This window comes from Sphingomonas sp. UYEF23 (assembly GCF_040546165.1).
In the GTDB taxonomy this organism is placed as follows: domain Bacteria; phylum Pseudomonadota; class Alphaproteobacteria; order Sphingomonadales; family Sphingomonadaceae; genus Sphingomonas; species Sphingomonas glacialis.
In genome coordinates this window covers 179,586-204,816 of the sequence record NZ_JBEPNG010000002.1, presented here as the reverse complement: position 1 = coordinate 204,816, position 25,231 = coordinate 179,586, and the positions used below count along the sequence as shown (strand labels likewise).

The 25,231-nt window shown below is 66.0% G+C and carries 26 protein-coding genes and 1 tRNA gene; 20 read left to right on the top strand and 7 right to left on the bottom strand.

Going from position 1 to position 25,231, the window contains the following annotated elements:
- Positions 1-2 precede the first annotated feature (2 nt).
- From ABIB28_RS04135 to ABIB28_RS04115, 5 genes are all read left to right on the top strand, one after another.
- Entirely contained in the window at positions 3-203 is a 201-nt protein-coding gene (locus ABIB28_RS04135; protein WP_322160423.1) for a hypothetical protein, read from the top strand.
- A complete protein-coding gene (hpnK, locus tag ABIB28_RS04130) occupies positions 200-1,024 on the top strand; it encodes a hopanoid biosynthesis-associated protein HpnK (protein ID WP_354286577.1) in 825 nt (274 codons plus the stop codon). The genes ABIB28_RS04135 and hpnK overlap by 4 nt, the downstream gene beginning before the upstream one ends.
- A 14-nt stretch (positions 1,025-1,038) precedes the next feature.
- A complete protein-coding gene (locus ABIB28_RS04125; RefSeq protein ID WP_354286576.1) occupies positions 1,039-1,941 on the top strand; it encodes a ferritin-like domain-containing protein in 903 nt (300 codons plus the stop codon).
- 356 nt (positions 1,942-2,297) lie between these two features.
- Positions 2,298-3,272 carry a lysylphosphatidylglycerol synthase domain-containing protein gene (locus tag ABIB28_RS04120; protein ID WP_354286574.1) on the top strand — a complete coding sequence of 325 codons (975 nt, stop codon included), beginning with the start codon at positions 2,298-2,300 and terminating at the stop codon, positions 3,270-3,272.
- Positions 3,273-3,333: 61 nt separating this feature from the next.
- A complete protein-coding gene (locus ABIB28_RS04115) occupies positions 3,334-3,864 on the top strand; it encodes a hypothetical protein (protein ID WP_354286572.1) in 531 nt (176 codons plus the stop codon).
- Here the strand turns inward: ABIB28_RS04115 and ABIB28_RS04110 are convergent.
- On the bottom strand, positions 3,848-4,234 hold the full coding sequence (locus ABIB28_RS04110; RefSeq protein ID WP_133189911.1) for a winged helix-turn-helix domain-containing protein: 387 nt from the start codon (positions 4,232-4,234) through the stop codon (positions 3,848-3,850). The genes ABIB28_RS04115 and ABIB28_RS04110 overlap by 17 nt on opposite strands.
- 115 nt (positions 4,235-4,349) lie before the next feature.
- Here ABIB28_RS04110 and ABIB28_RS04105 point away from each other — a divergent pair, with 115 nt between their 5' ends.
- Positions 4,350-6,401: an NAD(+) synthase gene (locus ABIB28_RS04105; protein ID WP_354286570.1), complete on the top strand. Its 2,052-nt coding sequence runs from the start codon at positions 4,350-4,352 to the stop codon at positions 6,399-6,401.
- A gap of 12 nt (positions 6,402-6,413) precedes the next feature.
- Here ABIB28_RS04105 and ABIB28_RS04100 read toward each other — a convergent pair whose 3' ends face one another.
- The 4 genes from ABIB28_RS04100 to ABIB28_RS04085 all read right to left on the bottom strand — a co-directional run bounded on the left by ABIB28_RS04100 (position 6,414) and on the right by ABIB28_RS04085 (position 8,565).
- A complete protein-coding gene (locus ABIB28_RS04100; RefSeq protein WP_189675445.1) occupies positions 6,414-6,854 on the bottom strand; it encodes a response regulator in 441 nt (146 codons plus the stop codon).
- On the bottom strand, positions 6,851-7,963 hold the full coding sequence (locus ABIB28_RS04095) for a PAS domain-containing protein (protein WP_354286568.1): 1,113 nt from the start codon (positions 7,961-7,963) through the stop codon (positions 6,851-6,853). Before ABIB28_RS04095 ends, ABIB28_RS04100 begins: the two co-directional genes overlap by 4 nt.
- Before the next feature lie 143 nt (positions 7,964-8,106).
- Positions 8,107-8,439 carry a DUF6481 family protein gene (locus tag ABIB28_RS04090; protein ID WP_133189919.1) on the bottom strand — a complete coding sequence of 111 codons (333 nt, stop codon included), beginning with the start codon at positions 8,437-8,439 and terminating at the stop codon, positions 8,107-8,109.
- A 36-nt stretch (positions 8,440-8,475) separates the two neighbouring features.
- A tRNA-Ser gene (locus tag ABIB28_RS04085) sits at positions 8,476-8,565 on the bottom strand.
- Between the two features lie 147 nt (positions 8,566-8,712).
- Here ABIB28_RS04085 and hspQ point away from each other — a divergent pair.
- A complete protein-coding gene (hspQ, locus tag ABIB28_RS04080; RefSeq protein ID WP_133189921.1) occupies positions 8,713-9,093 on the top strand; it encodes a heat shock protein HspQ in 381 nt (126 codons plus the stop codon).
- Positions 9,094-9,206: 113 nt separating this feature from the next.
- Here hspQ and ABIB28_RS04075 read toward each other — a convergent pair whose 3' ends face one another.
- On the bottom strand, positions 9,207-11,984 hold the full coding sequence (locus ABIB28_RS04075; protein WP_354286566.1) for a TonB-dependent receptor plug domain-containing protein: 2,778 nt from the start codon (positions 11,982-11,984) through the stop codon (positions 9,207-9,209).
- Positions 11,985-12,473: 489 nt separating this feature from the next.
- Here ABIB28_RS04075 and rplU point away from each other — a divergent pair, with 489 nt between their 5' ends.
- From rplU to ABIB28_RS04060, 3 genes are all read left to right on the top strand, one after another.
- Positions 12,474-12,836: a 50S ribosomal protein L21 gene (rplU, locus tag ABIB28_RS04070; protein WP_133189923.1), complete on the top strand. Its 363-nt coding sequence runs from the start codon at positions 12,474-12,476 to the stop codon at positions 12,834-12,836.
- A 13-nt stretch (positions 12,837-12,849) separates the two neighbouring features.
- Positions 12,850-13,122 carry a 50S ribosomal protein L27 gene (rpmA, locus tag ABIB28_RS04065; protein WP_133189925.1) on the top strand — a complete coding sequence of 91 codons (273 nt, stop codon included), beginning with the start codon at positions 12,850-12,852 and terminating at the stop codon, positions 13,120-13,122.
- Positions 13,123-13,289: 167 nt separating this feature from the next.
- On the top strand, positions 13,290-13,841 hold the full coding sequence (locus ABIB28_RS04060; RefSeq protein ID WP_354286565.1) for a GNAT family N-acetyltransferase: 552 nt from the start codon (positions 13,290-13,292) through the stop codon (positions 13,839-13,841).
- A gap of 117 nt (positions 13,842-13,958) precedes the next feature.
- Here ABIB28_RS04060 and ABIB28_RS04055 read toward each other — a convergent pair whose 3' ends face one another.
- Positions 13,959-14,819: a metal-dependent hydrolase gene (locus ABIB28_RS04055; RefSeq protein ID WP_354286564.1), complete on the bottom strand. Its 861-nt coding sequence runs from the start codon at positions 14,817-14,819 to the stop codon at positions 13,959-13,961.
- Positions 14,820-14,873: 54 nt separating this feature from the next.
- Between ABIB28_RS04055 and ABIB28_RS04050 the strand changes: the two genes are divergently transcribed.
- The 10 genes from ABIB28_RS04050 to lptG all read left to right on the top strand — a co-directional run bounded on the left by ABIB28_RS04050 (position 14,874) and on the right by lptG (position 25,199).
- The gene (locus ABIB28_RS04050) at positions 14,874-15,470 is read left to right on the top strand and encodes a TetR/AcrR family transcriptional regulator (RefSeq protein WP_133189927.1); all 597 of its coding nucleotides are present in this window, start codon (positions 14,874-14,876) and stop codon (positions 15,468-15,470) included.
- 28 nt (positions 15,471-15,498) lie between these two features.
- Positions 15,499-16,539, top strand: coding sequence for a GTPase ObgE (obgE, locus tag ABIB28_RS04045; RefSeq protein WP_354286563.1), 1,041 nt, complete (start codon positions 15,499-15,501; stop codon positions 16,537-16,539).
- A gap of 30 nt (positions 16,540-16,569) precedes the next feature.
- A complete protein-coding gene (locus tag ABIB28_RS04040; protein WP_354286562.1) occupies positions 16,570-17,127 on the top strand; it encodes a Uma2 family endonuclease in 558 nt (185 codons plus the stop codon).
- A 43-nt stretch (positions 17,128-17,170) separates the two neighbouring features.
- Positions 17,171-18,289 carry a glutamate 5-kinase gene (gene proB / locus ABIB28_RS04035; protein ID WP_354286561.1) on the top strand — a complete coding sequence of 373 codons (1,119 nt, stop codon included), beginning with the start codon at positions 17,171-17,173 and terminating at the stop codon, positions 18,287-18,289.
- A gap of 31 nt (positions 18,290-18,320) precedes the next feature.
- Positions 18,321-19,229, top strand: coding sequence for an NAD-dependent epimerase/dehydratase family protein (locus ABIB28_RS04030; protein ID WP_354286559.1), 909 nt, complete (start codon positions 18,321-18,323; stop codon positions 19,227-19,229).
- A 61-nt stretch (positions 19,230-19,290) separates the two neighbouring features.
- Positions 19,291-19,533, top strand: coding sequence for an acyl carrier protein (locus ABIB28_RS04025; RefSeq protein ID WP_010185174.1), 243 nt, complete (start codon positions 19,291-19,293; stop codon positions 19,531-19,533).
- Between the two features lie 4 nt (positions 19,534-19,537).
- Positions 19,538-20,800 carry a serine palmitoyltransferase gene (gene spt, locus ABIB28_RS04020; RefSeq protein WP_502958195.1) on the top strand — a complete coding sequence of 421 codons (1,263 nt, stop codon included), beginning with the start codon at positions 19,538-19,540 and terminating at the stop codon, positions 20,798-20,800.
- Positions 20,801-20,862: 62 nt separating this feature from the next.
- Complete coding sequence (locus tag ABIB28_RS04015) at positions 20,863-22,815, top strand: ATP-binding protein (protein WP_354286557.1); 1,953 nt, start codon at positions 20,863-20,865, stop codon at positions 22,813-22,815.
- Positions 22,816-22,905: 90 nt separating this feature from the next.
- Positions 22,906-24,105, top strand: coding sequence for an LPS export ABC transporter permease LptF (gene lptF, locus ABIB28_RS04010; RefSeq protein ID WP_189675456.1), 1,200 nt, complete (start codon positions 22,906-22,908; stop codon positions 24,103-24,105).
- Positions 24,102-25,199 carry an LPS export ABC transporter permease LptG gene (lptG, locus tag ABIB28_RS04005; protein WP_354286555.1) on the top strand — a complete coding sequence of 366 codons (1,098 nt, stop codon included), beginning with the start codon at positions 24,102-24,104 and terminating at the stop codon, positions 25,197-25,199. The genes lptF and lptG overlap by 4 nt, the downstream gene beginning before the upstream one ends.
- Positions 25,200-25,231 lie beyond the last annotated feature (32 nt).

Here is a 25,231-nt window from a genome sequence, read left to right as displayed (position 1 = left end):
TGATGACGACGACGCTTGCCGGAATGACGGTCAATGAGCGGCTCGCCGCGACGGGCCGGGTCGAGCTGTGGGAAGACGCGGTGCGCGCGCGCGATCGTACCGCGATGATCGCGCTGCTGCGCCGGATCGCCGTGCCCAACCCGCAGAACGTCGCCGATGCCGTGCTCGCCGACCCGGTGTTCTACGGCTTCGCGCCGGCGTGAAGACCGCCATCATCACCGCCGACGATTTCGGTGTCTCGATCGAGGTCAACGCCGCCGTCGAGCAGGCGCATCGCGAGGGCGTGCTGACCGTCACCAGCCTGATGGTGACGGGCGCAGGCGCGGCGGATGCGGTCGAGCGCGCGCGGCGGACACCGACGCTCGGGGTCGGGCTGCACGTCGCGCTTGCCGAGACGCCGCCCGCGCTGCCGCCGGCGCAGATCCCCGATCTGGTCGATGCGCACGGCAAGTTCCGCATCGAGTCGCTCCCCGTCGCGTTGAAACTGGTCGGCTTGAAATCGGTCCGACGTCAGCTCGAAGCCGAGATCGAAGCGCAATTCGCGTTGTTCGAAGCGACCGGCCTGCCGCTCGATCACGTCAACACGCATAAACACATGCACATGCACCCGGTGATCGCCGGCGTGCTGCTCGACGTCGGCTTGCGCCACGGCATGACGGCGATGCGCGCGCCGATCGAGGATCGCACGACACTGGCCAAGTTCGAGCCCGTCAGCGGCATCGACATCGCCCGGCCCTTCGCCAAGCTCGTCCAGGTCGCGGCGCGCAAGCGTGGGGTCAAGGTGCCCGACCGCGTCTTCGGCCTCGCCTGGTCGGGCGCGATGCATGCCGAGCGGCTGCGCGGCGTGCTCGCGCATCTGCCCGAGGGCGTCAGCGAAATCTATCTCCACCCCGCCACCGGCCCCTATCCGCTATCGGCGCCGGGCTATCAGTACGAAGCCGAATTCGCCGCCTTGCTCGATTCCAACGCGCGCGCGATCGTCGCCGAGCGTGGTATAACCCTGGCGCGTTTCGCCGATCTGTAACCGGGAGAGACCCGATGAACTTCATCCCCAAATCCATGGCCCCCGCCGGCCCCGCCCCCGGCACGCGCGTTCCGCTCGGCAGCGATGCGCACAAGACCTTGTTCTGCCGCACGATGCTGGACACGCACGACCCGTATCGCCCCGCGCTGATCGACTGGCCGGTGATCGACGAGGAAACGCGCCAACGCATCGTCTCGCTGCCGATCTGGGATATCGCGGTCGCGACCGAGGGTCGCGCGGGCATGAACGTCAAGACCTACGGCGAGCAGATCGCCGATCCGTTGCTGCGCGACGCGATCGACATGAATGCGTATGAGGAGAGCCGCCACAAGATCGTGCTCGCCGACATGGTCACCTTCTACGGCATCGAGCTCCAGCCCGAGGAAGAGTATAAGCGCCCGCGCGATCCCGAATTCGCCTTCATGCGGACGGGCTTTTCCGAATGCATCGATAGCTTTTTCGGCTTCGGGCTGTTCAAGATCGCCAAGGACACCGGCTTCTTCCCCGAGGAACTGGTCGAGACGTTCGAGCCGGTGATGCGCGAGGAAGGGCGGCACATCCTGTTCTTCGTCAACTGGGTTGCCTGGCACCGCCGCACCATGCCGCTGTGGCGCCGACCGTGGTTCGAACTCAAGGTGTGGGCGGTGTGGATCGCGCTCATCTGGGAACGGATCGACATGGCCAAGGGCATGGGCGACGACAATACCAAGGCGCAGGAGAACAATTTCACGCTCAACGGTTCGAAGGAGCTTGGCGTCGAGATCGAATTCCCCGAGCTCGCGGCGATCTGCCTTGCCGAGAACGACCGGCGGCTGTCGGTCTATGACGAGCGGCTGATCCGTCCGAAGTTTGTCCCTGGCGCGATCCGGCTGGTGTTGCGCTTTATGGGAAAGAAGAAAGCTGCCACAGCGGCTTAACTCTTTCGGAGATGGCGATACGTGGCTGGGGTTGAAGGGTTCGCGCAGCGGCGCAGAGGCGCAGAGATAGTGCGGAAGCCGCGCGCGAAGCGTTTCCATTCCGCTCGGAAGAAGCAAGCGCGCTGCGCCACGAGCGCACCCCCTCCGCGTCTCCGCGTCTCCGCGCGAATCCTTCCCCGGCCAGACTATGCGGGCCCCATAGGGGCCCGCGATCCCGCCGCCCCAAACCCGTCACCCCGGCCCCGTGCCGGGGTCCACCGTGCCGCGCTCGCTCGGCCCGCAGGCCGCGCATCCCAGTGGACCCCGGGACAAGCCCGGGGTGACGAAGGTAGCCCAGCTCCAGTATCGGGCACACGATGAACCGCTCCGCCCGTATCGGGCTCCTCCTCGCAACGATCGTCGGCCTCGCCGTTGCTGCGGGGACCGTCGGCACCGTCGGGATCGGGCAAGTGCTCGCCGCGATGGCGTCGATTGGCTGGATCGGCATGGCGACGTTCGTGCTCTGGTCGGCGGGCGTGCTCGGCCTGCTCGGCATGGCGTGGCTCGCGGTCGCGACCGACCAGCCGAGCGAGCGGCTGTGGCTGTTCGTCTGGGCGCGCACCACGCGCGAGGCGGCGACCGACATCCTCCCCTTCTCGCAGCTCGGCGGCCTCGTCGTTGGCGCGCGCACGCTCGCCGCGTTCGGCGTGCCGCAGCCGGTGATCTACGCCTCGATGATCGCCGACATGACGACCGAGATGGCGGCACAACTGATCTTTACGCTCGGCGGCGTCGCGGTGTTGCTGATGGTGCTGTCGCATGCCCCGATGCAGCAGGGGCTCGTGCCGCTCGCGCTCGGCGGGGTTGCGGCGATGATCGCGCTGATGCTGCTGTTCGTGTTCGCGCAGAAACCGGTGCTGAAACTCGCCGGCTCGCTCGGTGCACGGATGCTGCCCGGATCGGTCGCGGCGATGGCGGCGGTGCGCGACCAGCTCGACGCGATCTATCGCGAGCCCAAGCGCGTCCTTCTCGCCTTCGCCTTCAACCTCGCGGCGTGGCTGGCGAGCGCCACCGGGGCGTGGATCGCGCTGCAGTTCATGGGCTCGCACGTCCCGCTGTGGGCGGTGCTGATGATCGAGGCGCTGATCTTCACGCTGCGCAGCGTCGCCTTCGCGATCCCCGGCGCGATCGGGGTGCAGGAGGCAGCGTATGTGCTGATCGGCCCGCTCGTCGGCCTGCCGCCCGCGACCGCGCTCGCGCTGTCGCTGCTCAAGCGCGCGCGCGACGTGATCATCGCGGTGCCGGCGTTGCTCGCCTGGCAGGTCGGCGAGGCGCGGCGCGTCGTCTCGTGAATTGCCCGCCTTGGCGCGCCGCCGTATAGCCGGGGCGATCCTCCGGCCAAGGCGACCCTCGATGCGTTCCCTGTTCCTGCTGCTCGCCCCCATCCTCGCCCCGGTCCTCCTCGCCGCGCAGGCGGCGCCGATGGAGCACGCGCCCGAGACCTGCCCGACCCCCGCCGCGCCGCTCCCCGCCGAACTGGCGGCGTGGAAGACCGGCCCGAGCCTTGCCGCCGCGACTGATCGCGCTACGCTCGCCCGCACGCGGCTGACGGTCGGCCGCCGCACCGAGCTGATGCTCGCCCCGAAGGATTCGGTCCGCTACCCGTCCACGCCGTCCAAGCCCGGCGAGCCGGCCAGCCTCGGCGGCATGGCGAGTTTTTCGGTCTCGCGCGCGGGGACGTATCGCGTGCTGCTCGGCACTCCGGCGTGGATCGACGTGGTCAAGAGCCGCAAGGCGCAGACCTCGACCGCCCACGCACACGGCGTGGCGTGCAGCGGCATCGCCAAGATGGTCGACTTCAAACTCGCGCCCGGTCGCTACGTGCTCCAGATCGCCGGCAGCAAGGCCGCCGCCGCGCCGGTGCTGATCACGAATCGTCCCTGACCGGCGGTAGCGGCACCGCGCGCAGCAAAGCGTCGAGCTCGGCCATCGCGCCGCTGCCTGCCGATTCGGCCAGCGCCGCCTCCAACGTGCGGTAAGCGGCGAGCACCGCTACGCCCGTCGGCGTGAGCGAAGCCCCCCGCCCCGCCCCGCCACCGGCGACGGTCTCGACCAGCCGCTCGACGAAACACCGGTTCATGCTGTCGACGAGCAGCCAGCTGCGCCGATAGCTCATCCCCATCGCGCGCCCCGCGCCCGAGATCGACCCCTCGCGCGCGATCGCGTCGAGCAGATCGGCCTTGCCCGGCCCCATCGCGAGCTCGTCGCCGCAATAGAGCTGCGCCTTGATCTTGAGGCGGCCGATCCGGCTCATCGCGCCAGCCCGAGGCGCGCGCGTACGCGGATCTGCATTGTCGAACCTCCTGGTGATGGCCAACCGACCGTGCAGGGTGTCGCTTTCAAAAGCAAAGCCCGTTAAGCGCTTGTGGATGGCGAAGGCGCACCCGTTCCATTCGATCCACAGCCACGGGCTGATCCGCGTCGGCGCGGCGACCCCGCGCGCGACCGTCGGCGATTGCGCCGCCAATGCGGCGGCGACGATCGCGCTCGCCGAGCAGGGCCATGCGCAAAGCGCCGACCTGCTCGTCTTCCCCGAGCTCAACCTCACCTCCTACGCGATCGACGATCTCCATCTGCAGACCGCGCAGCAACGCGCGACCGAGGCGGCCATCGCCGCGGTGGCGGAGGCGACCACTAAGCTGCGCCCGGTTCTCGTGCTCGGCGCAGCGCTGGTCCGCAACGGCCGGCTCTACAACTGCGCAGTGGTAATGGCGCGCGGGCGGATCCTCGGCGTGGTGCCCAAGACCTTCCTGCCCAATTACCGCGAATATTATGAGAAGCGCTGGTTCGCGAGCGGCTCCGGCCTGCCGGTCAGCGACATCACGCTCGCCGGGCAGACCGTCCCATTCGGCACCGACCTGCTCTTCGCCGCCGACGATCTCGCCGACTTCTTGCTCCATGCCGAAATCTGCGAGGATTATTGGGCGCCGACCCCACCCTCGACGATGGGGGCGCTCGCCGGCGCGCTGATCTGCTGCAACCTGTCCGCATCGAACATCGTCGTCGGAAAGGCGCGCGAACGCGCGATGCTGTGCGCCTCGCAATCCGCGCGCGCGGTATGTGCTTATGTCTTCTCCGCCGCCGGCTCGGGCGAGAGCACGACCGACCTCGCCTGGGACGGCCAGGGCATGGTCCACGAACTCGGCGAGCTGCTCGCCGAATCGACGCGCTTCGGGCGCGACTCCGAGCTGGTGCTCGCCGATGTCGATGTCGGGCGAATCGCGCAGGAGCGGATGCGCGTCGGCACCTTCAACGATTCGGCACGGCTCGCGGGCGACCCCGAGACGCGCTTCAGGCGCATCGGCTTCACCCACCAGCCCGATTTCGCCGACATCGGCCTGCTGCGCGACCAGCGCCGCTTTCCGTTCGTGCCCAATACGCCCGAGAAGCTCGACGAGGATTGCTACGAGGCCTTCAACATCCAGGTCGAGGGCATCCTCAAGCGCTTCGAGGCAGCGCATGCCGAGCGGCTCGTCATCGGCGTATCGGGCGGGCTCGACTCGACCCACGCGCTGATCGTCGCCGCGAAAGCGATGGAGCGGCTCGGCCGCCCGCGCGACCATATCCTCGGCTTCACCATGCCGGGTTTCGCAACGAGCGACAGGACAAAGGACAACGCATGGGCGCTGATGCGCGCGCTCGGCGTGAACGGCGCCGAGATAGACATCCGCCCCGCCGCGCGCCAGATGCTCGGCGACATGGGCCACCCGTTCGCCGATGGCGAGCCGACTTACGACGTGACCTTCGAGAACGTTCAGGCGGGCCTGCGCACCGATTACCTGTTCCGCCTCGCCAATCAGCGCGGCGGGCTGGTGGTCGGCACGGGCGACCTGTCCGAACTCGCGCTCGGCTGGTGCACCTACGGCGTCGGCGACCAGATGAGCCATTATGCGGTCAATGCCGGCGTGCCCAAGACGCTGATCCAGTTCCTGATCCGCTGGTGCATCCGTACGAATCAGTATGACGGCGCGACCGACGCGATCCTTGAGGCGATCCTCGCCACCGAGATTTCGCCCGAGCTGGTACCGGCGGGGGCAGACGGCGCGATCCAGAGCACCGAGGCGCGAATCGGGCCGTATGCGCTCAACGATTTCTTCCTGCACCACGTCGTGCGCCACGGGATGGCGCCGTCGAAGATCGCCTTCCTCGCGCTCCACGCCTGGCGCGATGCGAGCGCGGGACGCTGGCCGCGCGATTTCCCGGCGGCGGGCCGAGTCGCCTATGACCTCCCGACGATCGCCGGCTGGCTCGAGAAATTCCTCCACCGCTTCTTCTCGACGAGCCAGTTCAAGCGCTCGGCGATTCCCAACGGCCCCAAAGTCTCGTCGGGCGGCGCGCTCAGCCCGCGTGGCGACTGGCGCGCACCGTCGGACGGCACAGCGCGGGTGTGGCTCGAGGAACTGGCGCGCGGGCTGCCGTAACGGCGTCGGCGCTCAGCCCCAGCGTGTCTTGAGATGCGGCGAGGCGACGAGGCTCGCCGGGCGCGGGATCGACGGTGGTGGATCGAACGCCCCGTCCGCCAGATACTTGATCGCGTTGACGACACCGGCATGCGAAAACGGCTTGGCGATGACACCGTGCGCGCCCGAGAAATCCGCCGGGATCTTCGAGACGTTCGCGGTCACGAAGATGATCAGCGTGTCGGGCCAATGCTGGCGGATATAGCTGCACACCTCGAATCCGGTCGAATTGTGCGCCAGATGGAGATCGACGAATGCGAGCTGCGGATTGAGATCGTCGGGCAGCGCCTGAACGTCCTGCAGACTGGCGGCCTCAGCAAGGACGCGATGCCCGCTATCCTCGATCATCGCCTCGATATCCATCGCCAGGAGCATTTCGTCCTCGACGACCAGCACGTCCATGGTCCGCGTCATGATCGCATCTCGGTCTTGGGGAAGGTGATCGTCACGCACGTGCCGGGCTTGGCGTCGCGCCACGTCGCCTCGGCATTGGCCTGCCGCGCGAGACGCGTGATCAGCGACGTGCCGATGCTCCGGCTGCGCTGGCTCGAGGGCATGCCGGGACCGTCGTCACAGATCTTGATGATCCCGTGATCCTCCTCGCCCTCGACCAGCAGGCTCAAACTGCCCGACCGGCCGTCGGCGAACGCGTGCTTGACGGCGTTGGTGAGGATCTCGTTGAGGATCAGGCCGAGCGCCGAGGCGTTCGCCGCATCGACGAACAGCGGTTGCGCCTTGATATCCAGATCGATGTCGCCCCGGCCGCTCGACCCGACCACGTCGGAAATCAGGTTTTCCGCAAAGCTGCCGATATCGAACCGCGCGATATCGGACGATTGGTAGAGCTGGCGATGCACCACCGCCAAAGCGTCGACGCGCTCGAGCATCGAATCGAGCTTGGCTGCGATCGACGGATCGTCGATCGTGCGGACTTGCAGACGCAGCAGCGAGCCGATCATCGTCAGATTGTTTTTGACGCGATGATCGACCTCGTGAAGCAACAACGTCTTTGCCTCGAGCGCGGCGCGCAGATCGGCGGTGCGGCGCTCGACTTCGCGCTCGACCAGCAGTTTCTGGTCGTTGATGATATTCTGCGCCTCGACGCGCTCGGTCACGTCGAACTGCGAGGCGAAGAAGAAGCGCACGACGCCATCGGCGTCGCGGACGGGCGACAGATACAGCGCGTTCCAGAAGGTCGTGCCGTCCTTGCGATAGTTCAGCAAGTCGACGTCGACGGCGTGCCCATCGCGGACCGCGTCGCGGATTTCCGCGATCTTGGCAGGATCGGTGTCGGGCCCCTGGAGGAACCGGCAATTGCGACCGATGATTTCTTCGCGATCATAGCCCGTCAGGCGCTGAAACGCGACGTTGCAGAAAACGATCGGATTGTCGGGCTGTGCGGGGTCGGTGATGACCATCGGCATGCGCGTCGCGCGAACCGCAGCGGCAAACGGATCGCCGCGGCCGTGTTCATACTCGAGCACGTCGGTAAGATGCCAGTCGTCGCGTTGTCTCAAGATCACCTCCGGCGTCTAGCCGGATGGCTGCGCGCGGAATGTAACGTCAGTTAATAAAAAGCGTTCCTCACCAGCGCACTGGCGCACACGCTATCCCGACATGCGGATCGCGTCGAACGGGGAGACGACCCCCCATTCGCGCCGGACGCTTACTTGCGGCTTTTCCGCGCGGCGTAACGCGCGTCGCGCGCCGCCTTCTTGTCGATCTCGGCCTGGATCGCGGCCTGCTCGGCATCCTTGATCGCCTGCTCGGCGGCGGCGGCCTTGGCGAGCTTGTCGAGCCGGGCCTGTTCGAGCGCGGCCTTTTTCTCTTCGCGCTTCTTGGCTTCGGCCTCTTCCTTCGCTTCGCGCGCGGCGGCGCGGGCAGCGACGACGGCGGGATCGACCGGCGGCTTGGCCTTCAACTTCTCGAGGGCGCGCTGCTTGGCGTCGGCCGAGAGGGCGGCGCGGTCTTTGAAGGAAGGTTCTTTGTAGGATGCCATGTGGCGGGCTTTAGCCTTGTCTTGCAGATAAGGAAATGGCGGAGAGGGTGGGATTCGAACCCACGGTACCCGTGAGGGCACGCCGCATTTCGAGTGCGGTACATTCGACCACTCTGCCACCTCTCCGCGAGGTCATATGATGCCGTCTGTGAGGGAGACCCACGAAGCGGCACCGGTCGGTGAGCGGGGGCCACTAACGCAGTAGATCGGGGAGCGCAAGGCTTTGCCGCAGCATTCTCTTGTGCAGCGCGGAACAGGGCCTAAGTTAGACCCATGCACCGCACCCCGATTACCTCCCCGCCCTTCTCCGCCGAAATTCCGCTGGCGCCGATCAGCCACGCACGCTTCGCGATCGGCGACGTCGTGCGCCACCGCATGTTCGATTTCCGCGGCGTGGTGTTCGACGTCGACCCGGTCTTCGCCAACAGCGACGAATGGTATGACGCGATCCCGGAGAACATCCGCCCGCGCAAGGACCAGCCGTTCTACCATTTGCTCGCCGAGAACATGGAGTCGAGCTACGTCGCCTATGTCAGCCAGCAGAATCTGGTGCCCGACGATCTCGACGAGCCAGTCGATCATCCGGCGATCTCGGGGCTGTTCGGCGAGTATGAGGACGGCAAATATCCGCTGCGGCGCGAACACCGCCACTGATTCGCGCCTGCGTGTGACGAGGAGAAAGGGGCGGTGGATCGTGCGATCCGCCGCCCCTTTTCGTTGGTCGTGTCGCAACCCAGGCCCGGGAGCATCGCTGCCCCCGGATCATGCTACCCTCGGTATTTGACGCGCAGACGGGCGTAGTAGAACCCGCCGTTCATGCCGAACGGTCCGCCCGAGCGTGGATAGACCTGGCCGTCGTTCAGCCCGCCCGAAAGCGCATAGATCGGGTTGACCGGCGATGCCTTGATCTTGTCGGGGAAGGTGTTGAACAGGTTGTTCGCGCCCAACGTCAACGTGAAGTGCTCGGCAAAGGTGTAGCTGACGTCGAGGTCGAACAACGCCTTCCCCCCGAAGATCTGCGACGCCGGTGCCGTTGTTGCGCCGGCGGCCGGTGCGACGAGGTTGTACTCGAGCGCGTTCGACCATTCGCCGAAATAGTTGGCGCGCGCGTTGATCGAGAAGTCGTCGACCTGCCACCCGGCCGAGGCGGTAATGCGGTGGCGCGGCGCGAGGTTGGCGATGTTATATTGCTGCTGCAAGCTGACCAGCGGCTGTCCGGTGGTCGTCAGCTTGATGTTCTTCGCCTTCAAATTGTTGTAGCTATACGCCAGCGTGAAGTTGATCGGCCCGCCCAGCAGCTTGGTGCGATAGTTCGCCACCGCCTCGATCCCCTTTGACGAGACGTCGAAGCCATTGGTGAAATAGTTCACCACGCCGCCGAGACCGACCGACGCCAGCGCCGGCAGCGCCGTGATGTTCGCCGGGGTCACCGTGAAGTTCTGCGAGATGCCGATGCGGTTTTTGATCTGGATGATGTAGCCATCGACCGTCAGCGAGAGCGCGCTGGTCGGCTTCAGGACGATACCCGCCCCATAATTGGTCGACCGCTCTGGTTTGAGCAGCCCCGCGCCGTAGAATTGCGCGATCGCGCTCGACGTTGGATAGGTCCCGGTCTGCACCTGATTGCCGCCGAGGAAGTTCGTCGTCACGACCTGCGTGTTGTTCTGGCCCGGCGAAGGCGCGTGGAAGCCGTTGCCGACCGTTGCGCGCAGCGACACCGCGTCGGTTACGCGGAACAGCGCGTTCGCCTTACCCACCAAGACGCCGCCGAAGGTGTTGTAGTTTTCGTACCGGCCCGCAAAGCCGACCGTCAGCGCCTTGGTGATGTCGGTTTCGGCACCGACGTAGAACGCATAGCTTTTCTGGGTCGACACGCCCGCAAAGTTCGGGCTGGTGCCGCCATAGCCGCTGGCGGCCGGCGACTGGGTCGCGGTGACAGGCTGGACGGCGCCGTTGAGCAGGACCGGCACGCCGGCTGCATCGCGCACGATGGTGCGCTGGTACACGCCTGGCGCGACCAGGTCATAGAGTGGCTGCGATGCAAAGGGCCCTGCACCATAGGATTGCAGGTCACCGGTCGTCTTTTCATACCGCTCGCGGCGATACTCCGAACCAGCCGAAAGCACGATCGGGCTGTCGAAGCCGACTTCGAGCGGATAGGTGAAATCGGCGTTCAGCGTGATTTCGCTTTGGATCAGCTTGCCGAACTGAAAGCTCGTCTGGCTCTGCGGGCCGTAGGATGCCGACAGCGAGTTGTTCATCGACAGGTCGAGCGAGTTGCGGCTCAACGTCCCCGACAGGTCGTAGGTGAAGCCGCTGCCGGTCTTGCCCTTGAAGCCCAGCGTCCCATAGATTTGATCGACCTTACCGATGAAGCGCGGCGTAAAGCCACCCGGATAGAGGCTCGCGAAACTGTAGGTCGCGCCGTTGTTCAGCGGGAATTGCGTCGACGCCGAATTGACAAAGCCACCCGTCGGGCAGGTCGCATTCCCTGCAGGGCAGGCCGTCGTGAAGATCGGGTTGAACGATCCGTTGCGGCTCAATGTCACCGTTGAGTTGGCCGTGCCATCGTTGCGAACGAACCCGCCATTCGTCTGCGACGGGCGATAGTTGAAGCTCTGGTTGGTCTCGCTATGCGCCAGGTTTCCGGTGAAATAGATTTGGCTCTGCGCGCCCACGTCGAGCGCCGCATTGGCGAACAGCTTGTAGCCATGGCCCGGCGAGGTTCCCCAGATCTGCGCCGGGTTCGGCACGGTGAGCGCGGGGTTGTTCGCCTGGATGGTGATCGCGCTGGCGCGCGTCACGCCGCGGCTGGTCTGGCCCTGGTCGTAATATTCGCCCGCAAGGCTGACGAAGCCACGTTCGCCGAGCTTCAGCCCACCGTATCCCGAAAAGATCTTGCTTTCGCCGTCGCCGCGATAGGTCTGTCCGTAAAGCGCCTGCGCCTCGAAGCCGACGTCCTTGCGAATCGAATAGTTGAGCACCCCCGCCAACGCGTCGGCGCCGTATTGCGCGGTCGCGCCGTCGCGCAGCACTTGCAAATTGCCGATCGCGATCGCGGGAATGTTGCCGATGTCGGAGCCTTGCGACCCGAACGACAGCGCCGTGTCGGCACCGGTATAGACGTTGACGAGCGCCGAGCGATTGTACCGCTTGCCGTTGATCATGACCAGGATCTGGTCCGCCCCCAGGCCGCGCAGCGACGGCGCACGCACGAAGGTCGATGCGTCAGAGATGGTGTTCTGCGGGACGAAGAAGGACGGAACGAGGTTCCGGACGGCGTCGAGCATGTTCACTGCCGGCTGCTGAGCCAGCTCGGCTGAGCTGATCACATCGATCGGCGATGCCGAATCGGTGACCGATCGATCGGTCCGGCGCGTGCCGATGACGACGATATCGCTCGGCGCTTCCTGCGCAACGGCGGCTCCCGCTGCGGTGGTCAGCGCCTGTGCCGGCGCCTCGGGCGCCGTGGCGGGTGCCGCGAACGCAGGTGATGCGCTCAGACCGGCAGCAAGTGCCAGCAACGAAATGGACTGTCTGAACATCACGGCTATTCCCCCTGTTTTGATAGATTTCACCTGAATGTACACCGTATCGTGCGCCTCCCGGATCGGACGCGCACAGTCCCCCCTGCCGTGCAACCCGGCATTTACAGAAATTCTATTCGACTTCAGACATGCGCTTCTTCAGCGAACACAGAGACTTCTGCGCCGCAGCCTGCACTTTGGAAACCATGCGCTGCTAGAGACTCTCCGGCACTGGTGCTGCGCCGGATTCGTCTTCGCCTCGTCTGTTCCGAATCGGATTGCGCCACAGGTCGTTTAGCGATGCAACATAAACTTCACGATCGGGCATCCACTCATCCAAAATAGGGCGATTTCGGCCCTACTATTGCGTTTGAGCAACGCTTTTGCAGCGCATCGCCCGCACCTCGGCGGTTGACAGCGAGCTCGCTCTCGCATAGCTGGCGCTTCTTTCCCGCGCTCGGCTTGCCGTTGCGTGGAGCACAGGTATTTTTGAAGGTGATGAGGGCCATGTTCGCAATCGTGCGCACAGGCGGCAAGCAGTATCGCGTTGCCGCCGGAGACAAGATCGTCGTCGAGAAGCTCGACGGCGAAGCTGGGGCGTCGATTACGCTCGGTGACATTCTGCTCGCGGGCGAAGGCTCGGAGATGGCATCGCTCGAGGGCCTGACGGTCACCGCAGAGATCATCGCGCAGGCGAAGGCCGACAAGGTCATCGTTTTCAAGAAGCGTCGTCGCCACAACTATCGTCGCAAGAACGGCCATCGTCAGCGTCACACGATCCTGCGCATCACCGCGATCGGCGACCATAAGGCAGCCGACAAGAAGTCCACCGAAGCAGCGGCGCCCGAAGCGTCGGCCGCTCAGGCGTAAGGAGTAATCCCAGATGGCACATAAGAAAGCAGGCGGCTCTTCGCGCAACGGTCGCGATTCGGCAGGCCGTCGCCTTGGCGTCAAGAAGTTCGGTGGCGAAGCCGTCATTCCGGGCAACATTCTCGTGCGTCAGCGCGGCACCAAGTTCTACCCGGGCGTCAATGTCGGCATCGGCAAGGACCACACCCTGTTCGCGCTGACCGAAGGTCGCGTGACCTTCCACCAGGGCAAGCTCGGTCGCAAATTCTGCTCGGTAGAGATGCCGGCAGCGATTGCCGCTGAATAACATCGGGTAACCGGACGGGTTGCCCACCAGGGCGACCCGGGACCGCGCAAGCGGACCGAACAAGGGAGACGGGTCGCCCCGGCTCCCTTTTTTCATGCTCCCTCCCCACCCATTGTCCTTCGTTCGTCATGCAAGACGGGCAAAGGGCGGCGACGAGGAGAGTATCGATGTTTGCTCGGACCCCGAGACTGACGCTGCGGCCCGGCTGGCTGGAGGACGCGGCTGCGCTGACGCAGGCGATCGCGCATTACGACGTGGCCTGCATGCTGTCGCGACTGCCCTGGCCCTACACCAAGGCCGATGCCGAGGCGTGGCTCACGCGCGCGCCGGGTGCGGACGAGGTCAATTGCCTGATCTTCAGCCACGAGCACGCGTATCCCGAACTGGTCGGTGCGATATCGATCCTCCAGCGCGACCCCGGCGGCGCACACGAGCTCGGCTATTGGCTGACGCCGAGCGCGCGCGGGCGTGGCTATGCGACCGAGGCGGGCAAGGCGATGCTCGGGATCGCCCGGTATGCGATGGGTCTCGACCGGCTGCGCGCCAACCACTTCATCGACAATCCCGCATCGGGCAAAGTGCTGGCCAAGCTCGGCTTCCGACCGACTGGAGAGGCGATGCTGCACAGCATCGCGCGCGGCGCCGAGGCACCATGCGCGACGCTCGAGCTCGATCTGGCCGAAGAGACGCACGGCGCAGTCTTCAGCCTGGCGGCTTGAGGCTGCGTCACCCCGGCCTCGTGCCGGCGTTCATGCGAGGTGCGCGGTGTCAACGGTGAGCGCGACACCGCGGTCGCGCATGACGCCGGATCGATCCCGGCACGACGGGGCGTGGGGTCAGGCCGCGACCGCCACGCGCGGCAGAACCGCATCGGCATAATCGCTCTCTGCGAGTGCGATCAGCTTGCGGTCATCGTGGTTCCATGGGTGGAAGCCCGGCAGGAAGAAGGCGACCCACGCGCCGAGGATCTTTCGCGCCATCCCCGGCTTGCCGAGCGCGTACCACACGATCCCGCAATGCGCGCGTACACCCGTGATCCCGTCCTGCCGCAGCAGCTCAAGCATCCCCTTATAGCGTCCAGCGAAGAACTTCTGCGTCGTGCCGATCATCACCAGCGCCTTGATCTTCCAGCGCATCCAGCGACTCCAGTCGCGCGTCGCATGGAGCCAGGTGTCGTAGGCGACACCCTTATGCTCGATCTCCTCGGCGGCATGCCAGCGCCACAAGGCGGCGGCCTGCTCGTCCCCGCCCGCCAGGTGCCGCGGGTCGGCAATCAGCTCGTGCGCCAGCATCGCGGTAAAATGTTCGAGCGCCATCGTCGCGGCGAGGCTCGCGATCGGCGGACGGCCCTTGGTCAGCGCGAGCGCCTGGTCGATATGCTGTTCGAGCAGCTTGGTGTCATATCCCTGGTCGGTGACATGGCGATTGAACGCGACATGCTCGCGCGTGTGGATCACTTCCTGCTTGATGAAGGCCTGGATTTCGGCGTGAAGCCGCGGCGGCGTGCCCTCGCGGAAATTGCGGACGCTGTCGACGAAGAACCCCTCGCCCTTCGGAAACGTCACCGACAGCGCGTTGTAGAACGCGGTCGCGAACGGATCGTTGTTGAGCCACCAGCGCCGCATCTGGACGCCGCGGCCGAAGCGCAGGTCGCGCGGGGTGATCGTCAGATCGGCGGGACTGGTTGCTTTCACCACGAAAACCTCCAAACAGCAAGACAACAGGCCTCGAATTAAGCGTTACTTACAACAGTGTCAATAGTCCGCAAACGTCTCAGCCCCGAAGAATCGCGCGAGGCCGCGATCGAGGCCGCCCGCGCCTTGCTCGTCGAACAAGGTCCGCAGGCCGTCACGCTCAAGGCCGTCGCTGCGCGAATCGGGCGGACGCATGCCAATTTGCTCCATCATTTCGGTTCGGCGGCGGATCTGCAGAAGGCGTTGATCACGCATCTCGCCGATACGATCACCGCGCAGATCGGCGCGGCGGCCAAGCGCGCGCGCGCGGGCGAGCAGGATCCGCGCGTCGTCGTCGACATGACGTTCGACGCCTTTGCGCAAGGCGCGGGGGCGATGGCGAGCTGGATGATCCTGACCGGCAACGAGGATGCGCTCGACCCGATCCTCGAGGCGATCCACCGGCTGGTCGACGATCTCGCGGCCGATCCCGACATGGTCGGCGGCAAGCCGATCCATGAGGAAACGCTGCAACTCGTGCTGATGGCGCTGGGTGATTCGCTGCTCGGCGGGCCGATGGCGAAGGCGCTCGGCCTGCCGCTCGGCAAAGCGCGCGAGCTCGCGCTCGAACAGCTGATATCGGCACGCGTGGCGCTTCCCGCAGCGACTGGCTAAAAATCGTATCTTCGGCTAAGGGCCGCCGATGCATTTTCTAGACCAAGCAAAGATCTTCGTCCGGTCGGGCGCGGGTGGCCAAGGCGCCGTCAGCTTCCGCCGCGAAAAGTTCATGGAATATGGCGGCCCCGACGGCGGCAATGGCGGCAAGGGCGGCGACATCATTTTCGAGGCCGTCCCCGGTCTCAACACGCTGATCGACTTCCGCTACACGCAGCATTTCCGCGCGCCACGTGGGCATGGCGGCTCGGGGTCGAACCGCACCGGCGCCGGCGGCGACGATCTCATCATCCGCGTGCCCGTCGGCACGCAGGTGCTGTCCGAGGACAAGGAAGAGGTGCTCGCCGACTTCACCGTGCCCGGCGAGCGCGTCGTCTTCCTGCGCGGCGGCGATGGCGGGCGCGGCAACGCGACCTACAAGACCTCGACCAACCGCGCGCCGCGCCAGCACGGCACGGGCTGGCCGTATGAAGAGATGTGGATCTGGCTGCGGTTGAAGCTGCTCGCCGATGCGGGTCTCGTCGGGCTGCCCAATGCCGGCAAGTCAACCTTCATCAACGCCGTGACCAATGCGCAGGCCAAGGTCGGCGCCTATCCCTTCACCACCGTGCGCCCGCAATTGGGTGTGGTGAGCCGTCACAATCGCGAATTCGTCATCGCCGACATTCCCGGCCTGATCGAGGGCGCGGCCGATGGTGCCGGGATCGGCGACCGTTTCCTCGGGCATATCGAGCGCTGCAAGGTTCTGCTCCATCTCGTCGACGCGACCGAGGAAGACCCTGTGGGTAACTACCGGATCGTCCGTGGAGAACTCGACGCGTACGGCGGTGGGCTTGTGGATAAGCCGCAAGTCATCGGGCTCAACAAGATCGACGCCTTGGATCCCGCCGAGGTCAAGAAGCTCGTCACCAAGTTGAAGCGCGCGAGCAAGGCCGATGTCCTGCCGATGTCGGGCGCAGGCGGCACGGGGATCGAGGCGGTGGTCGAGCGGCTGATCGAGGAAATCGGTCCGCCCGAGGGCGCACCGGCGCGCGATGATGATTCGCCGGGGGAATGGTCGCCGGTTTGAGACCGGTAGCGGGTATGATATGAGCAGGGCATGGCTACGCGTCCTGTCTATCCGCTGCTGACCGCCGAGCAATTCCTTGAAATCGACTTCGGCGATCTCAAGGCGGAACTCGACAATGGCGTGATTCGGATGATGGCGGGCGGGACCCAACGCCACGCTCGTGTGCAGAGCAATCTCATCGTAGCGCTCGCCCCAAATCTTCGCGGGACGGGCTGCGCCGCATATGGACCCGACATGGCGACCAGAACGCGCGACATGTCGATCCGCTATCCCGATGTCAGTGTGTTTTGCGGGCGCGAAAGCGCTGCGCATGACGCCGACACGTCCGCGCCCGACCCACGAATCCTCTTTGAAATTCTATCTGACGGCACGGCCCGAACGGACCTGGGGATCAAGCTCGCCGAATATCGGGCGCTGCCGAGTGTGGATACGATTGTTTTTGTCGACATCGCGATCGAGCGCTTGCGCGTGATCCAACGTACCGGTCCCAATGGGTGGAACGACACCACGCATAGCCTTCCGCTCGAACTCCCCCTCCCCGCACTCAGTCTCACGATCGCGCACGACGAGATCTTCGCGCGCGACTGAACGCGGTTGGCGCACGCCGCGCCACGCGCTAACGCTCGTCGCAATGTCCGTCTTCGCCCCCGCCGCTTGCCCGCGCCTGATCGTCAAGGTCGGCTCGTCGCTGCTCGTCGCGCCCGATGGCACGGTGCGGCGCGGCTGGCTGGCGAGTCTCGTCGCCGATATCGCCGCGCGCGCGCGCGCTGGTCAGGAGATCGCAGTGGTCTCCTCGGGCGCGATTGCGCTTGGTGCGCGGCGCCTGAAGCTCCCCAAGGGCGGGCGCGCCAGCCTGGAGGACGCGCAGGCCGCCGCCGCGACCGGACAGATAGCGCTGTCGCAGGTGTGGGCGGAACTGCTCGGCGCCGAAGGGCTGACCGCTGCGCAGATGCTCGTCACGCTCGACGATCTCGAGGATCGCCGGCGCTATCTCAACGCCTCGGCGACGCTCGGACGATTGCTGTCGCTCGGCGTCGTGCCGGTGATCAACGAGAATGACAGCGTCGCCACCGCCGAGATCCGCTTCGGCGACAATGACCGGCTCGCCGCACGCGTTGCGCAAGCCGCGGGCGCGCAGGGCGTCATCCTGCTGTCGGACATCGACGGACTGTACGATGCCAACCCCAACACCAATCCGCACGCGACGCTGATCCCGCGCGTCGAGCGAATCGACGCACGATTCGAGGCGATGGCCGATGGCGGGTCGGGCTCGGGCATGGGCTCTGGCGGGATGGTCTCGAAGATCGCAGCAGCGCGAATCGCGACCGCAGCGGGCGCGCATCTCGCAATCGTGTCGGGGCATGTCGACCATCCGCTCGCCGCGTACGACACGAGCGGGCGCGGCACGGTGTTCGTCGCCGAGAAAACTGCGCCGGCGCGCAAAGCCTGGCTCGCGGGCGGGCTGACCGCCAAGGGCGACATCACGATCGATGCCGGCGCCGCGGCCGCGCTGCTGGGCGGCAAGAGCTTGCTCGCGGCCGGCGCGACAGCGGTTTCGGGCGGCTTCGCACGCGGCGATCTGGTCGCAGTGATCGGCCCCGACGGGCGCACGCTCGCCCGGGGGTTGAGCGAGTATGACATGGCCGACGCCGTCGCAATCACCGGCAAGCGCAGCACCGATCATGCCGCGATCCTCGGCTACGCGCCGCGCGCCGCGTTGATCCATCGCAACCACATGGCGTTGCTGTGACGCGCTCCGTGCTGCTGAAGGAACCCACTGCATGAGCGTCCTGGCCCTTACCGGCGGCACCGGCTTCGTCGGATCGCATGCGATCACGCTCGCGCTCGCCGCGGGACACGACGTGCGCGCCCTCACCCGCCGACCGCAGCCGCCGCGCGCAGGCGTCACCTGGATCGAAGGCGCGCTCGACACATACGATGCGCTCGATCGCCTCGTGATGGGCGCGGACGCGGTCGTCCACATCGCGGGCGTCGTCAACGCGCCCGACCGCGCCGGTTTTGCCGCGGGCAATATCGCCGGCACGCAAGCGATGATCGATGCCGCGACACGCGCTGGCGTGCAGCGCTTCGTCCACGTCTCCTCGATCGCCGGACGCGAGCCGTTGCTGTCGAATTACGGCTGGTCGAAAGCCGAATCCGAACGCGTCCTCGCCGCGTCGGAGCTCGACTGGGTCGTGGTCCGTCCCCCCGCGATCTATGGGCCCGGCGACATGGAGATGCGCGACCTGTTCCGCATGGCGTCGCGCGGCATCGCCTTGCTCCCGCCAGGCGGGCGCGCGTCGATCATCGCCGCCGATGACATCGCCGATCTGCTGATCGTCCTCGCCACACACGCGACGCCGCGGCTGATCCTCGAGCCCGACGACGGCCGCCCCAATGGGTGGACTCATGCCGAAATGGTCCGCGCGATGGGCGTCGCGGCCGGACAACACCGCGTGCTGCCGATCGCGCTCCCCAAGGCGATCCTGACGCTCGGCGCGAAACTCGATGGAGCGTTTCGCGGCAAGGGTGCCAAACTCACCGCCGACCGCGTCGGCTATCTGTCGCATCCCGACTGGGTCGCCGACCCCGCCAAACGCCCCGACCCCGCTGTCTGGCGCCCCAAGGTCGCGACGGCTGCGGGGTTTGCCGAGACCGTGGCATGGTATCGCGCCAACGGCTTGCTATAGGCTTGCTGCAAAACTGCCGCATTTGTGCGGCAACGACGAACAGAGTGATCAAGGACCGACCATGAGCGACCGCCAGGCCATTTACGATACCGTCACCGCACAGATCGAACCCTTCAACAAAAAGGGCGTCACGCTGAGCGATGCGACGACTTTTCAGGGCGATCTCGAATGGGACAGCCTGACCGTCATGGATTTCGTCGCGGCGATCGAGGACGAATTCGACATCATCATCACGATGAACATGCAGGCCGAGATCGAGACCGTCGGCCAGCTCGTCGATGCCGTTGCCAAGTTGAAGGGGTGATTCGATGACCGATGCCGGCCTTGTCGCAGAGAAGCTGCCCGTCGATCCCGTCGAGATCGCGCCGGAACGCGACCTGATGTCGAAATTCGACGCGCTGATCGCCGAACGCCAGGCGCTGATCGACACTGGCGTCACCGATCCGTTCGCGATCGTGATGGAGCAGGTGAAGTCGCCGACCGAGGCGGTGATCGCCGGCCGCGACACGATCCTGCTCGGCACCTACAATTACATGGGAATGACCTTCGATGCCGACGTGATCCAGGCAGGCAAGGACGCGCTCGACCAGTACGGATCGGGCACCAACGGCAGCCGGATGCTCAACGGCACCTTCCGCGACCATATCGAGGTCGAGGACGCGCTGCGCGATTTCTACGACGTGTCGGGGGCGATCGTCTTCTCGACCGGCTATATGGCCAATCTCGGGATGATCTCGACGCTCGTCGGCAAGGGCGAATACGTCATTCTCGACGCCGATAGCCACGCGTCGATCTATGACGGCTGCAAGCAGGGCAATGCCGAGATCGTCCGCTTCCGCCACAACGACGTCGCCGATCTCGACAAGCGCCTCGGGCGCCTACCCAAGGACGCCGGCAAGCTCGTCATCCTCGAGGGCGTCTATTCGATGCTCGGCGACATCGCACCGCTCAAGGAAATGGTCGCGATCGCCAAGAAGCACAATGCGATGGTGCTGAGCGACGAAGCGCATTCGATGGGCTTTTACGGCCCCAACGGCCGCGGCGTGTACGAAGAGCTCGGCTGCGAGGGCGATGTCGATTTCATCATCGGCACCTTCTCGAAATCGGTCGGCACCGTCGGCGGCTTTTGCGTGTCGAACCACCCCAAGTTCGAGGCGATCCGCCTTGCGTGCCGCCCCTATATCTTCACGGCGTCGCTGCCGCCCTCGGTCGTCGCGACCGCGGCCACCTCGATCCGCAAGTTGAAGCATGCGCACAAGAAGCGCGCGCAGCTGTGGGAGAATGCCCGCTCGCTGCATGGCGGTTTGAAAGCGCTCGGCTTCAAGCTCGGCACCGAAACCTCCGACAGTGCGATCATTGCGATCATCCTCGATGACCAGGAACGCGCCGTCGCGATGTGGCAGGCGCTGCTTGACGGCGGGCTTTACGTCAACATGGCGCGCCCGCCCGCGACTCCGGCAGGCACCTTCCTGCTGCGCTGCTCGCTCTGCGCCGAGCATACGCCCGCGCAGATCGCGACCGTGCTCAAGATGTTCGAAGCTGCGGGCCGAAGCCTGGGTGTGATCGGCTGAACCCCCGCCCTGACTGTCGCCCGAGCCTATCCACGAGTTTTGCCATAGGTTAGACTGATCCGATGAGCGGGACGGTGGGCGAAGCGAGCGACGAGGATACGTCGCGGTCGATCTGGCGCACCATCACGCTGGTCGTGGTGGCGGCGCTGGGCGTCTTCGTGCTCGTCGCGCTGATCCTGACGCTCGGCGAGGCAAATCGCCAGCGCGACCGCGCGCTTAAGCTGCAGACGCACAGCTACGAGGTGATGATCCTTTCGGCGAACCTGTCGGGGACGATCGCGCGCGCCGAGGCGTCGCTCGGGCGCTACGTCATCAGTGCAGACACCAATCTCGGCCAGACCTATTCGGCCGACTGGCAATTGGCCGGCCAGCAACTCGCGCGGCTCGACCGGATCACGCGCGACAATGCCGAGCAGCAAGCGCTGATCATCCCGTTGCGTCGCGCTTTCGACGCGCGCGGCGCCGAGCTGTCGACGATTGCGCTCAATACTTTCTACAAGCGCAACGGCCAGGCGATCCCGCTCTATTACAAGGCGCGCCAGTCGGCCTCGCTGAGCCAGATCGACGACCTGCTCGACAAGATCGGCGCTCAGGAGCGCGCGCTGCTCGCCGACCGCACAGGGGATGCGATGCGCTCGGTCGCGCGCTCGAGCGGCCTTGCCAGCACGCTGTCGGTGCTTGGCATCCTGCTGCTCGTCGGCGCGGTGGCGCTCGGCTGGCTGACCGTCACCGCGCTCGGCCAAAGCGCGGTCGCACGCGCCGAGGCCGATGCCGAACGCGACCGCGCGATCGAGCTCGAGGCGGCAGTCGAGCGCGCCTCGGCGGTATTGCTCGCGCAGGAAAGCAAGCTACGCCAGGTCCAGAAGATGGAAGCCGTCGGCCAGCTGACCGGCGGCATCGCGCACGACTTCAACAATATGCTGGCGGTCGTGCTCGGCGGACTGGAGCTCGCCAAACGCCAGCTCGGGGCCGAGTCGAGCGCCGCGCACCGTCATATCGACAATGCCACCGAAGGGGCCAATCGTGCCGCCGCGCTTACGCGCCAACTGCTCGCTTTCTCGCGCGAGGAAGCGCTGCGCACCGAACCGATCGAGCCCGTCGCGCTCGTGCTCGGCATGTCGGACTTGCTCGATCGCACGCTCGGTGACGGGGTCTCGGTCGCGGTCGATGCCGCGCAGGACGCCGCCTGGCTGGTACGCTCGGATCGCCACCAGCTCGAAAACGCCGTGCTCAACCTCGCGGTCAACGCGCGCGATGCGATGAACGGACGCGGCAAGCTGACGATCACCGCCGCCGGGGTCACGCTTGCCGAAGGTGCGGTCGGGACGTGCCATGCCGGCGACTATGTCGCGCTGAGCGTCGCCGACAGCGGCTGCGGCATGAGCGCCGATCTGCTCGAGCGCGTGTTCGAGCCGTTCTTCACCACCAAGCCGGCGGGCAAGGGTACGGGGCTCGGCCTCAGCCAGGTGTTCGCCTTCGTCCGCCAGGCCGATGGCCAGGTCGGGATCGAATCGGTCGTCGATCAGGGGAGCATCGTGACGATGTACCTGCCGCGCTACCGCGAAGGATCGGCGGTCGCGCCGCGGGTCGAGACCGCGCCCGATACAATGATCGAGCATCTAGCCCTCGACATTCTGGTGGTCGAGGACGATCCGCGCGTGCTCGCCGCGACGATGGGCGCGCTCGAGGAACTCGGCCATCGCCCGATCGCGTGCGACGATCCGCTCGCCGCGCCGGGGATGCTGGCACAGGCCGCGCATGTCGACTTGCTCGTGTCCGATGTCTTGATGCCGGGGCAGACCGGCCCCGAAATGGTGGCGGCGTTGCTGCCGGCAAACCCCGAGCTCGCTGTCCTGTTCGTCACGGGCTATGCCGGCGAGGCGGGCGGCGAGGCCGAATTCGGCGGGCATCACGTGCTGCGCAAGCCCTTCACGCTGGTCGCGCTCGAACGCGCGGTCGCCGCCGCGATCGCCGCGCGCGCTGCAACGATCCTGGACCGCCTTGCCGCCGCGTGATTTGGTAGCTGACGCGGCGTCTGCGGCTCGATATAGCCGCGCGATGCGGGTGTTCCCCTCCCTCCGGCCAGAAGCCCTTCGCCCCAGCTCATGAAGTCCATCGACCGCTATCTGGTGCGATTGATCGCGGTGCCGCTCTTTGCGACGCTCGTCATCTTCGCGATGCTGCTCGTGCTCGACCGCATGTTGCGGCTGTTCGATTTCGTCGCGACCGAGGGTGGCCCGGTCAGCGTAGTGTGGCGGATGCTTGCCAACCTGCTTCCCGAATATTTCGGGCTCGGCATCCCGGTCGGGCTGCTGCTCGGCACGCTGCTCGCCTTCCGCAAGCTCGCCACCTCGTCCGAGCTCGACGTGATGCGCGCGGTCGGCATGAGCTATCCGCGGATGCTGCGCGTGCCCTATATGTACGCGATCGCGCTCTGTGCGCTGAACTTCGCGATCGTCGGCTTCGTCCAGCCCGACGCGCGCTACAATTACGAGAAACTGCGCTTCGAGCTGCGCACCGGCGCGCTCGGCGCGTCGATCAAGGTCGGTGAGTTCACGCATTTCGGCAACGACATGACGCTCAGGATCGAAGAGAGCCACGACAACGGCCGCCGCCTGTCGGGCATCTTCCTGCGCAAGGACGACAATAAGGGCGGCTCGATCGCGGTGACCGCCGAGACCGGCCAGTTCTTCGCGACCGACAATCCCGACGAGATCATCTTCCGGCTGACCAACGGCACGCTGGTGCGCACCGAAGCCAAGGTCGCGACGCCGCGCGTGCTGCGCTTCAGCAGCAACGACCTGCCGATCCCGCTGCCCAAGACCGAGAATTTCCGTGTCCGCGGCGGCGAGAATCTCGAACGCACGCTGCCCGAGCTCGCGCGCATCGGCAGCGACCGCAAGGCCGACAAGGAACTGCGCGACACCAGCCGCGCCGCCTTCCACTTCCGCACCGCCGAAGTGCTGTCGATCCTGCTCCTCCCACTGCTCGCACTCGCGCTCGGCATCCCGCCGAAGCGCTCGACCTCGGCGCTCGGCGTGTTCCTCGCGATCATCATGATCGTCGCCTATCACAAGGTGAACGAATATGCGCAGGCGGTCGGCGGGCTCGGCAAGATCGATCCGGTGCTGGCGATCTGGATCCCGTTCACGGTGTTCGCGGGGCTGACGCTGTGGATGTTCTACACGATCGCCTATGTCCCCGGCGGGCAACCGATCGGTGCGCTCGAACGCGTCTTCTCGAAGCTCGCGAAATCTGTCCGCAAGCTGCTCCCCGGTCGTCGCGATAAGGGCGCCAAGGCATGATCTCGCTCGAACTGTTCCCGTCGCGCACCGTCTCGCTCTACATGGGCAAGATGTTCCTGATCCGCACCTTCGCGGTGCTGGCGATGTTCGTGCTCGTGCTCCAGGCGCTCGACCTGCTGAGCGAGAGCGGCCACATCCTGGCCTATGCCGGCAATGGCCAGGCCGAGATCACGCGCTATCTCACGCTGCGCATTCCCGAGATCATCGCGACCTTCCTGCCCTTCTCGGTGCTGCTCGGCACGATCATCACGCTGTCGACGCTCAACCAGAACAGCGAAGTCATCGCGCTGAAAGCATCGGGACTGTCGGCGCACCAGATCCTTGCGCCGTTGCTCGTCGCGAGCCTCGGCGTCGCGATCATCTCGTTCAGCTTCAACGACCGCATCGTCAGCCGCGCGACCGCGACGCTCAATCAGTGGCAGAAGGTAGATTACGGCCCGATGCCGATCGACCGCGGCGACCGCGCCAATGTCTGGGTGCGTGACGGCGACGATCTGATCCAGGTCGAACAAGTCCGCGGGCATGGCGATGCCGCCAAGCTCGGCGGGATCACGCTGTTCGACCGCGAGGGCGGCAGCCTCGTCGCGGTCGTCTCGGCGAAGACCGGCGTGCGCGTGTCGGGTGGCTGGAAGGTCGGCCCGGCAACGCGCTTCGATGTGGCAAGCGGCAAGCTGACGCGACTCCCATCGCTCGTGATCGGTCGCGACGTCCGGCCCGACCAGTTCACGCTTGCAACGATCGACGCCAACGGGCTGTCGTTCGGTGGGCTCCACGCCGCGATCGCCGATCTGAAGGCCGGCGGACGCCCGACCAAGGCGCTCGAGGGCGCGATGTGGCACAAACTGTCGGGGCCGTTGTCATCGATGCTGATGCCGCTGCTCGGTGCGGTCGCGGCGTTCGGGCTGGCGCGCTCGGGCAAGCTGTTCGTTCGCGCGGTGATCGGAATGATGCTCGGCTTCTTCTACTTCGTCGCCGATAATTTCGCGCTGGCGATGGGCAATCTCGGCGCGTACCCGCCGTTCCTCGCCGCGTGGGCGCCGTTCCTGCTGTTCCTGATGATCGGCGAAGCGGTGCTGATCCGCACCGAGGAATAGGCGCCGACCGCCATCGGGACAGGCGCGCGACG

Excerpts from the sequence above, each read along its gene's own strand:
- lptF (WP_189675456.1), top strand. The coding sequence starts at position 22,906 with ATGAAGTCCATCGACCGCTATCTGGTGCGATTGATCGCGGTGCCGCTC.
- ABIB28_RS04075 (WP_354286566.1), bottom strand. The coding sequence starts at position 11,984 with ATGTTCAGACAGTCCATTTCGTTGCTGGCACTTGCTGCCGGTCTGAGC.
- ABIB28_RS04040 (WP_354286562.1), top strand. The coding sequence starts at position 16,570 with ATGGCTACGCGTCCTGTCTATCCGCTGCTGACCGCCGAGCAATTCCTT.
- ABIB28_RS04060 (WP_354286565.1), top strand. The coding sequence starts at position 13,290 with ATGTTTGCTCGGACCCCGAGACTGACGCTGCGGCCCGGCTGGCTGGAG.
- proB (WP_354286561.1), top strand. The coding sequence starts at position 17,171 with ATGTCCGTCTTCGCCCCCGCCGCTTGCCCGCGCCTGATCGTCAAGGTC.
- ABIB28_RS04100 (WP_189675445.1), bottom strand. The coding sequence starts at position 6,854 with ATGACGCGGACCATGGACGTGCTGGTCGTCGAGGACGAAATGCTCCTG.
- ABIB28_RS04125 (WP_354286576.1), top strand. The coding sequence starts at position 1,039 with ATGAACTTCATCCCCAAATCCATGGCCCCCGCCGGCCCCGCCCCCGGC.
- obgE (WP_354286563.1), top strand. The coding sequence starts at position 15,499 with ATGCATTTTCTAGACCAAGCAAAGATCTTCGTCCGGTCGGGCGCGGGT.
- ABIB28_RS04110 (WP_133189911.1), bottom strand. The coding sequence starts at position 4,234 with ATGAGCCGGATCGGCCGCCTCAAGATCAAGGCGCAGCTCTATTGCGGC.
- ABIB28_RS04115 (WP_354286572.1), top strand. The coding sequence starts at position 3,334 with ATGCGTTCCCTGTTCCTGCTGCTCGCCCCCATCCTCGCCCCGGTCCTC.
- ABIB28_RS04135 (WP_322160423.1), top strand. The coding sequence starts at position 3 with ATGACGACGACGCTTGCCGGAATGACGGTCAATGAGCGGCTCGCCGCG.
- rplU (WP_133189923.1), top strand. The coding sequence starts at position 12,474 with ATGTTCGCAATCGTGCGCACAGGCGGCAAGCAGTATCGCGTTGCCGCC.
- hspQ (WP_133189921.1), top strand. The coding sequence starts at position 8,713 with ATGCACCGCACCCCGATTACCTCCCCGCCCTTCTCCGCCGAAATTCCG.
- ABIB28_RS04090 (WP_133189919.1), bottom strand. The coding sequence starts at position 8,439 with ATGGCATCCTACAAAGAACCTTCCTTCAAAGACCGCGCCGCCCTCTCG.
- ABIB28_RS04030 (WP_354286559.1), top strand. The coding sequence starts at position 18,321 with ATGAGCGTCCTGGCCCTTACCGGCGGCACCGGCTTCGTCGGATCGCAT.
- rpmA (WP_133189925.1), top strand. The coding sequence starts at position 12,850 with ATGGCACATAAGAAAGCAGGCGGCTCTTCGCGCAACGGTCGCGATTCG.
- ABIB28_RS04025 (WP_010185174.1), top strand. The coding sequence starts at position 19,291 with ATGAGCGACCGCCAGGCCATTTACGATACCGTCACCGCACAGATCGAA.
- ABIB28_RS04015 (WP_354286557.1), top strand. The coding sequence starts at position 20,863 with ATGAGCGGGACGGTGGGCGAAGCGAGCGACGAGGATACGTCGCGGTCG.
- lptG (WP_354286555.1), top strand. The coding sequence starts at position 24,102 with ATGATCTCGCTCGAACTGTTCCCGTCGCGCACCGTCTCGCTCTACATG.
- ABIB28_RS04105 (WP_354286570.1), top strand. The coding sequence starts at position 4,350 with ATGGCGAAGGCGCACCCGTTCCATTCGATCCACAGCCACGGGCTGATC.
- spt (WP_502958195.1), top strand. The coding sequence starts at position 19,538 with ATGACCGATGCCGGCCTTGTCGCAGAGAAGCTGCCCGTCGATCCCGTC.
- ABIB28_RS04120 (WP_354286574.1), top strand. The coding sequence starts at position 2,298 with ATGAACCGCTCCGCCCGTATCGGGCTCCTCCTCGCAACGATCGTCGGC.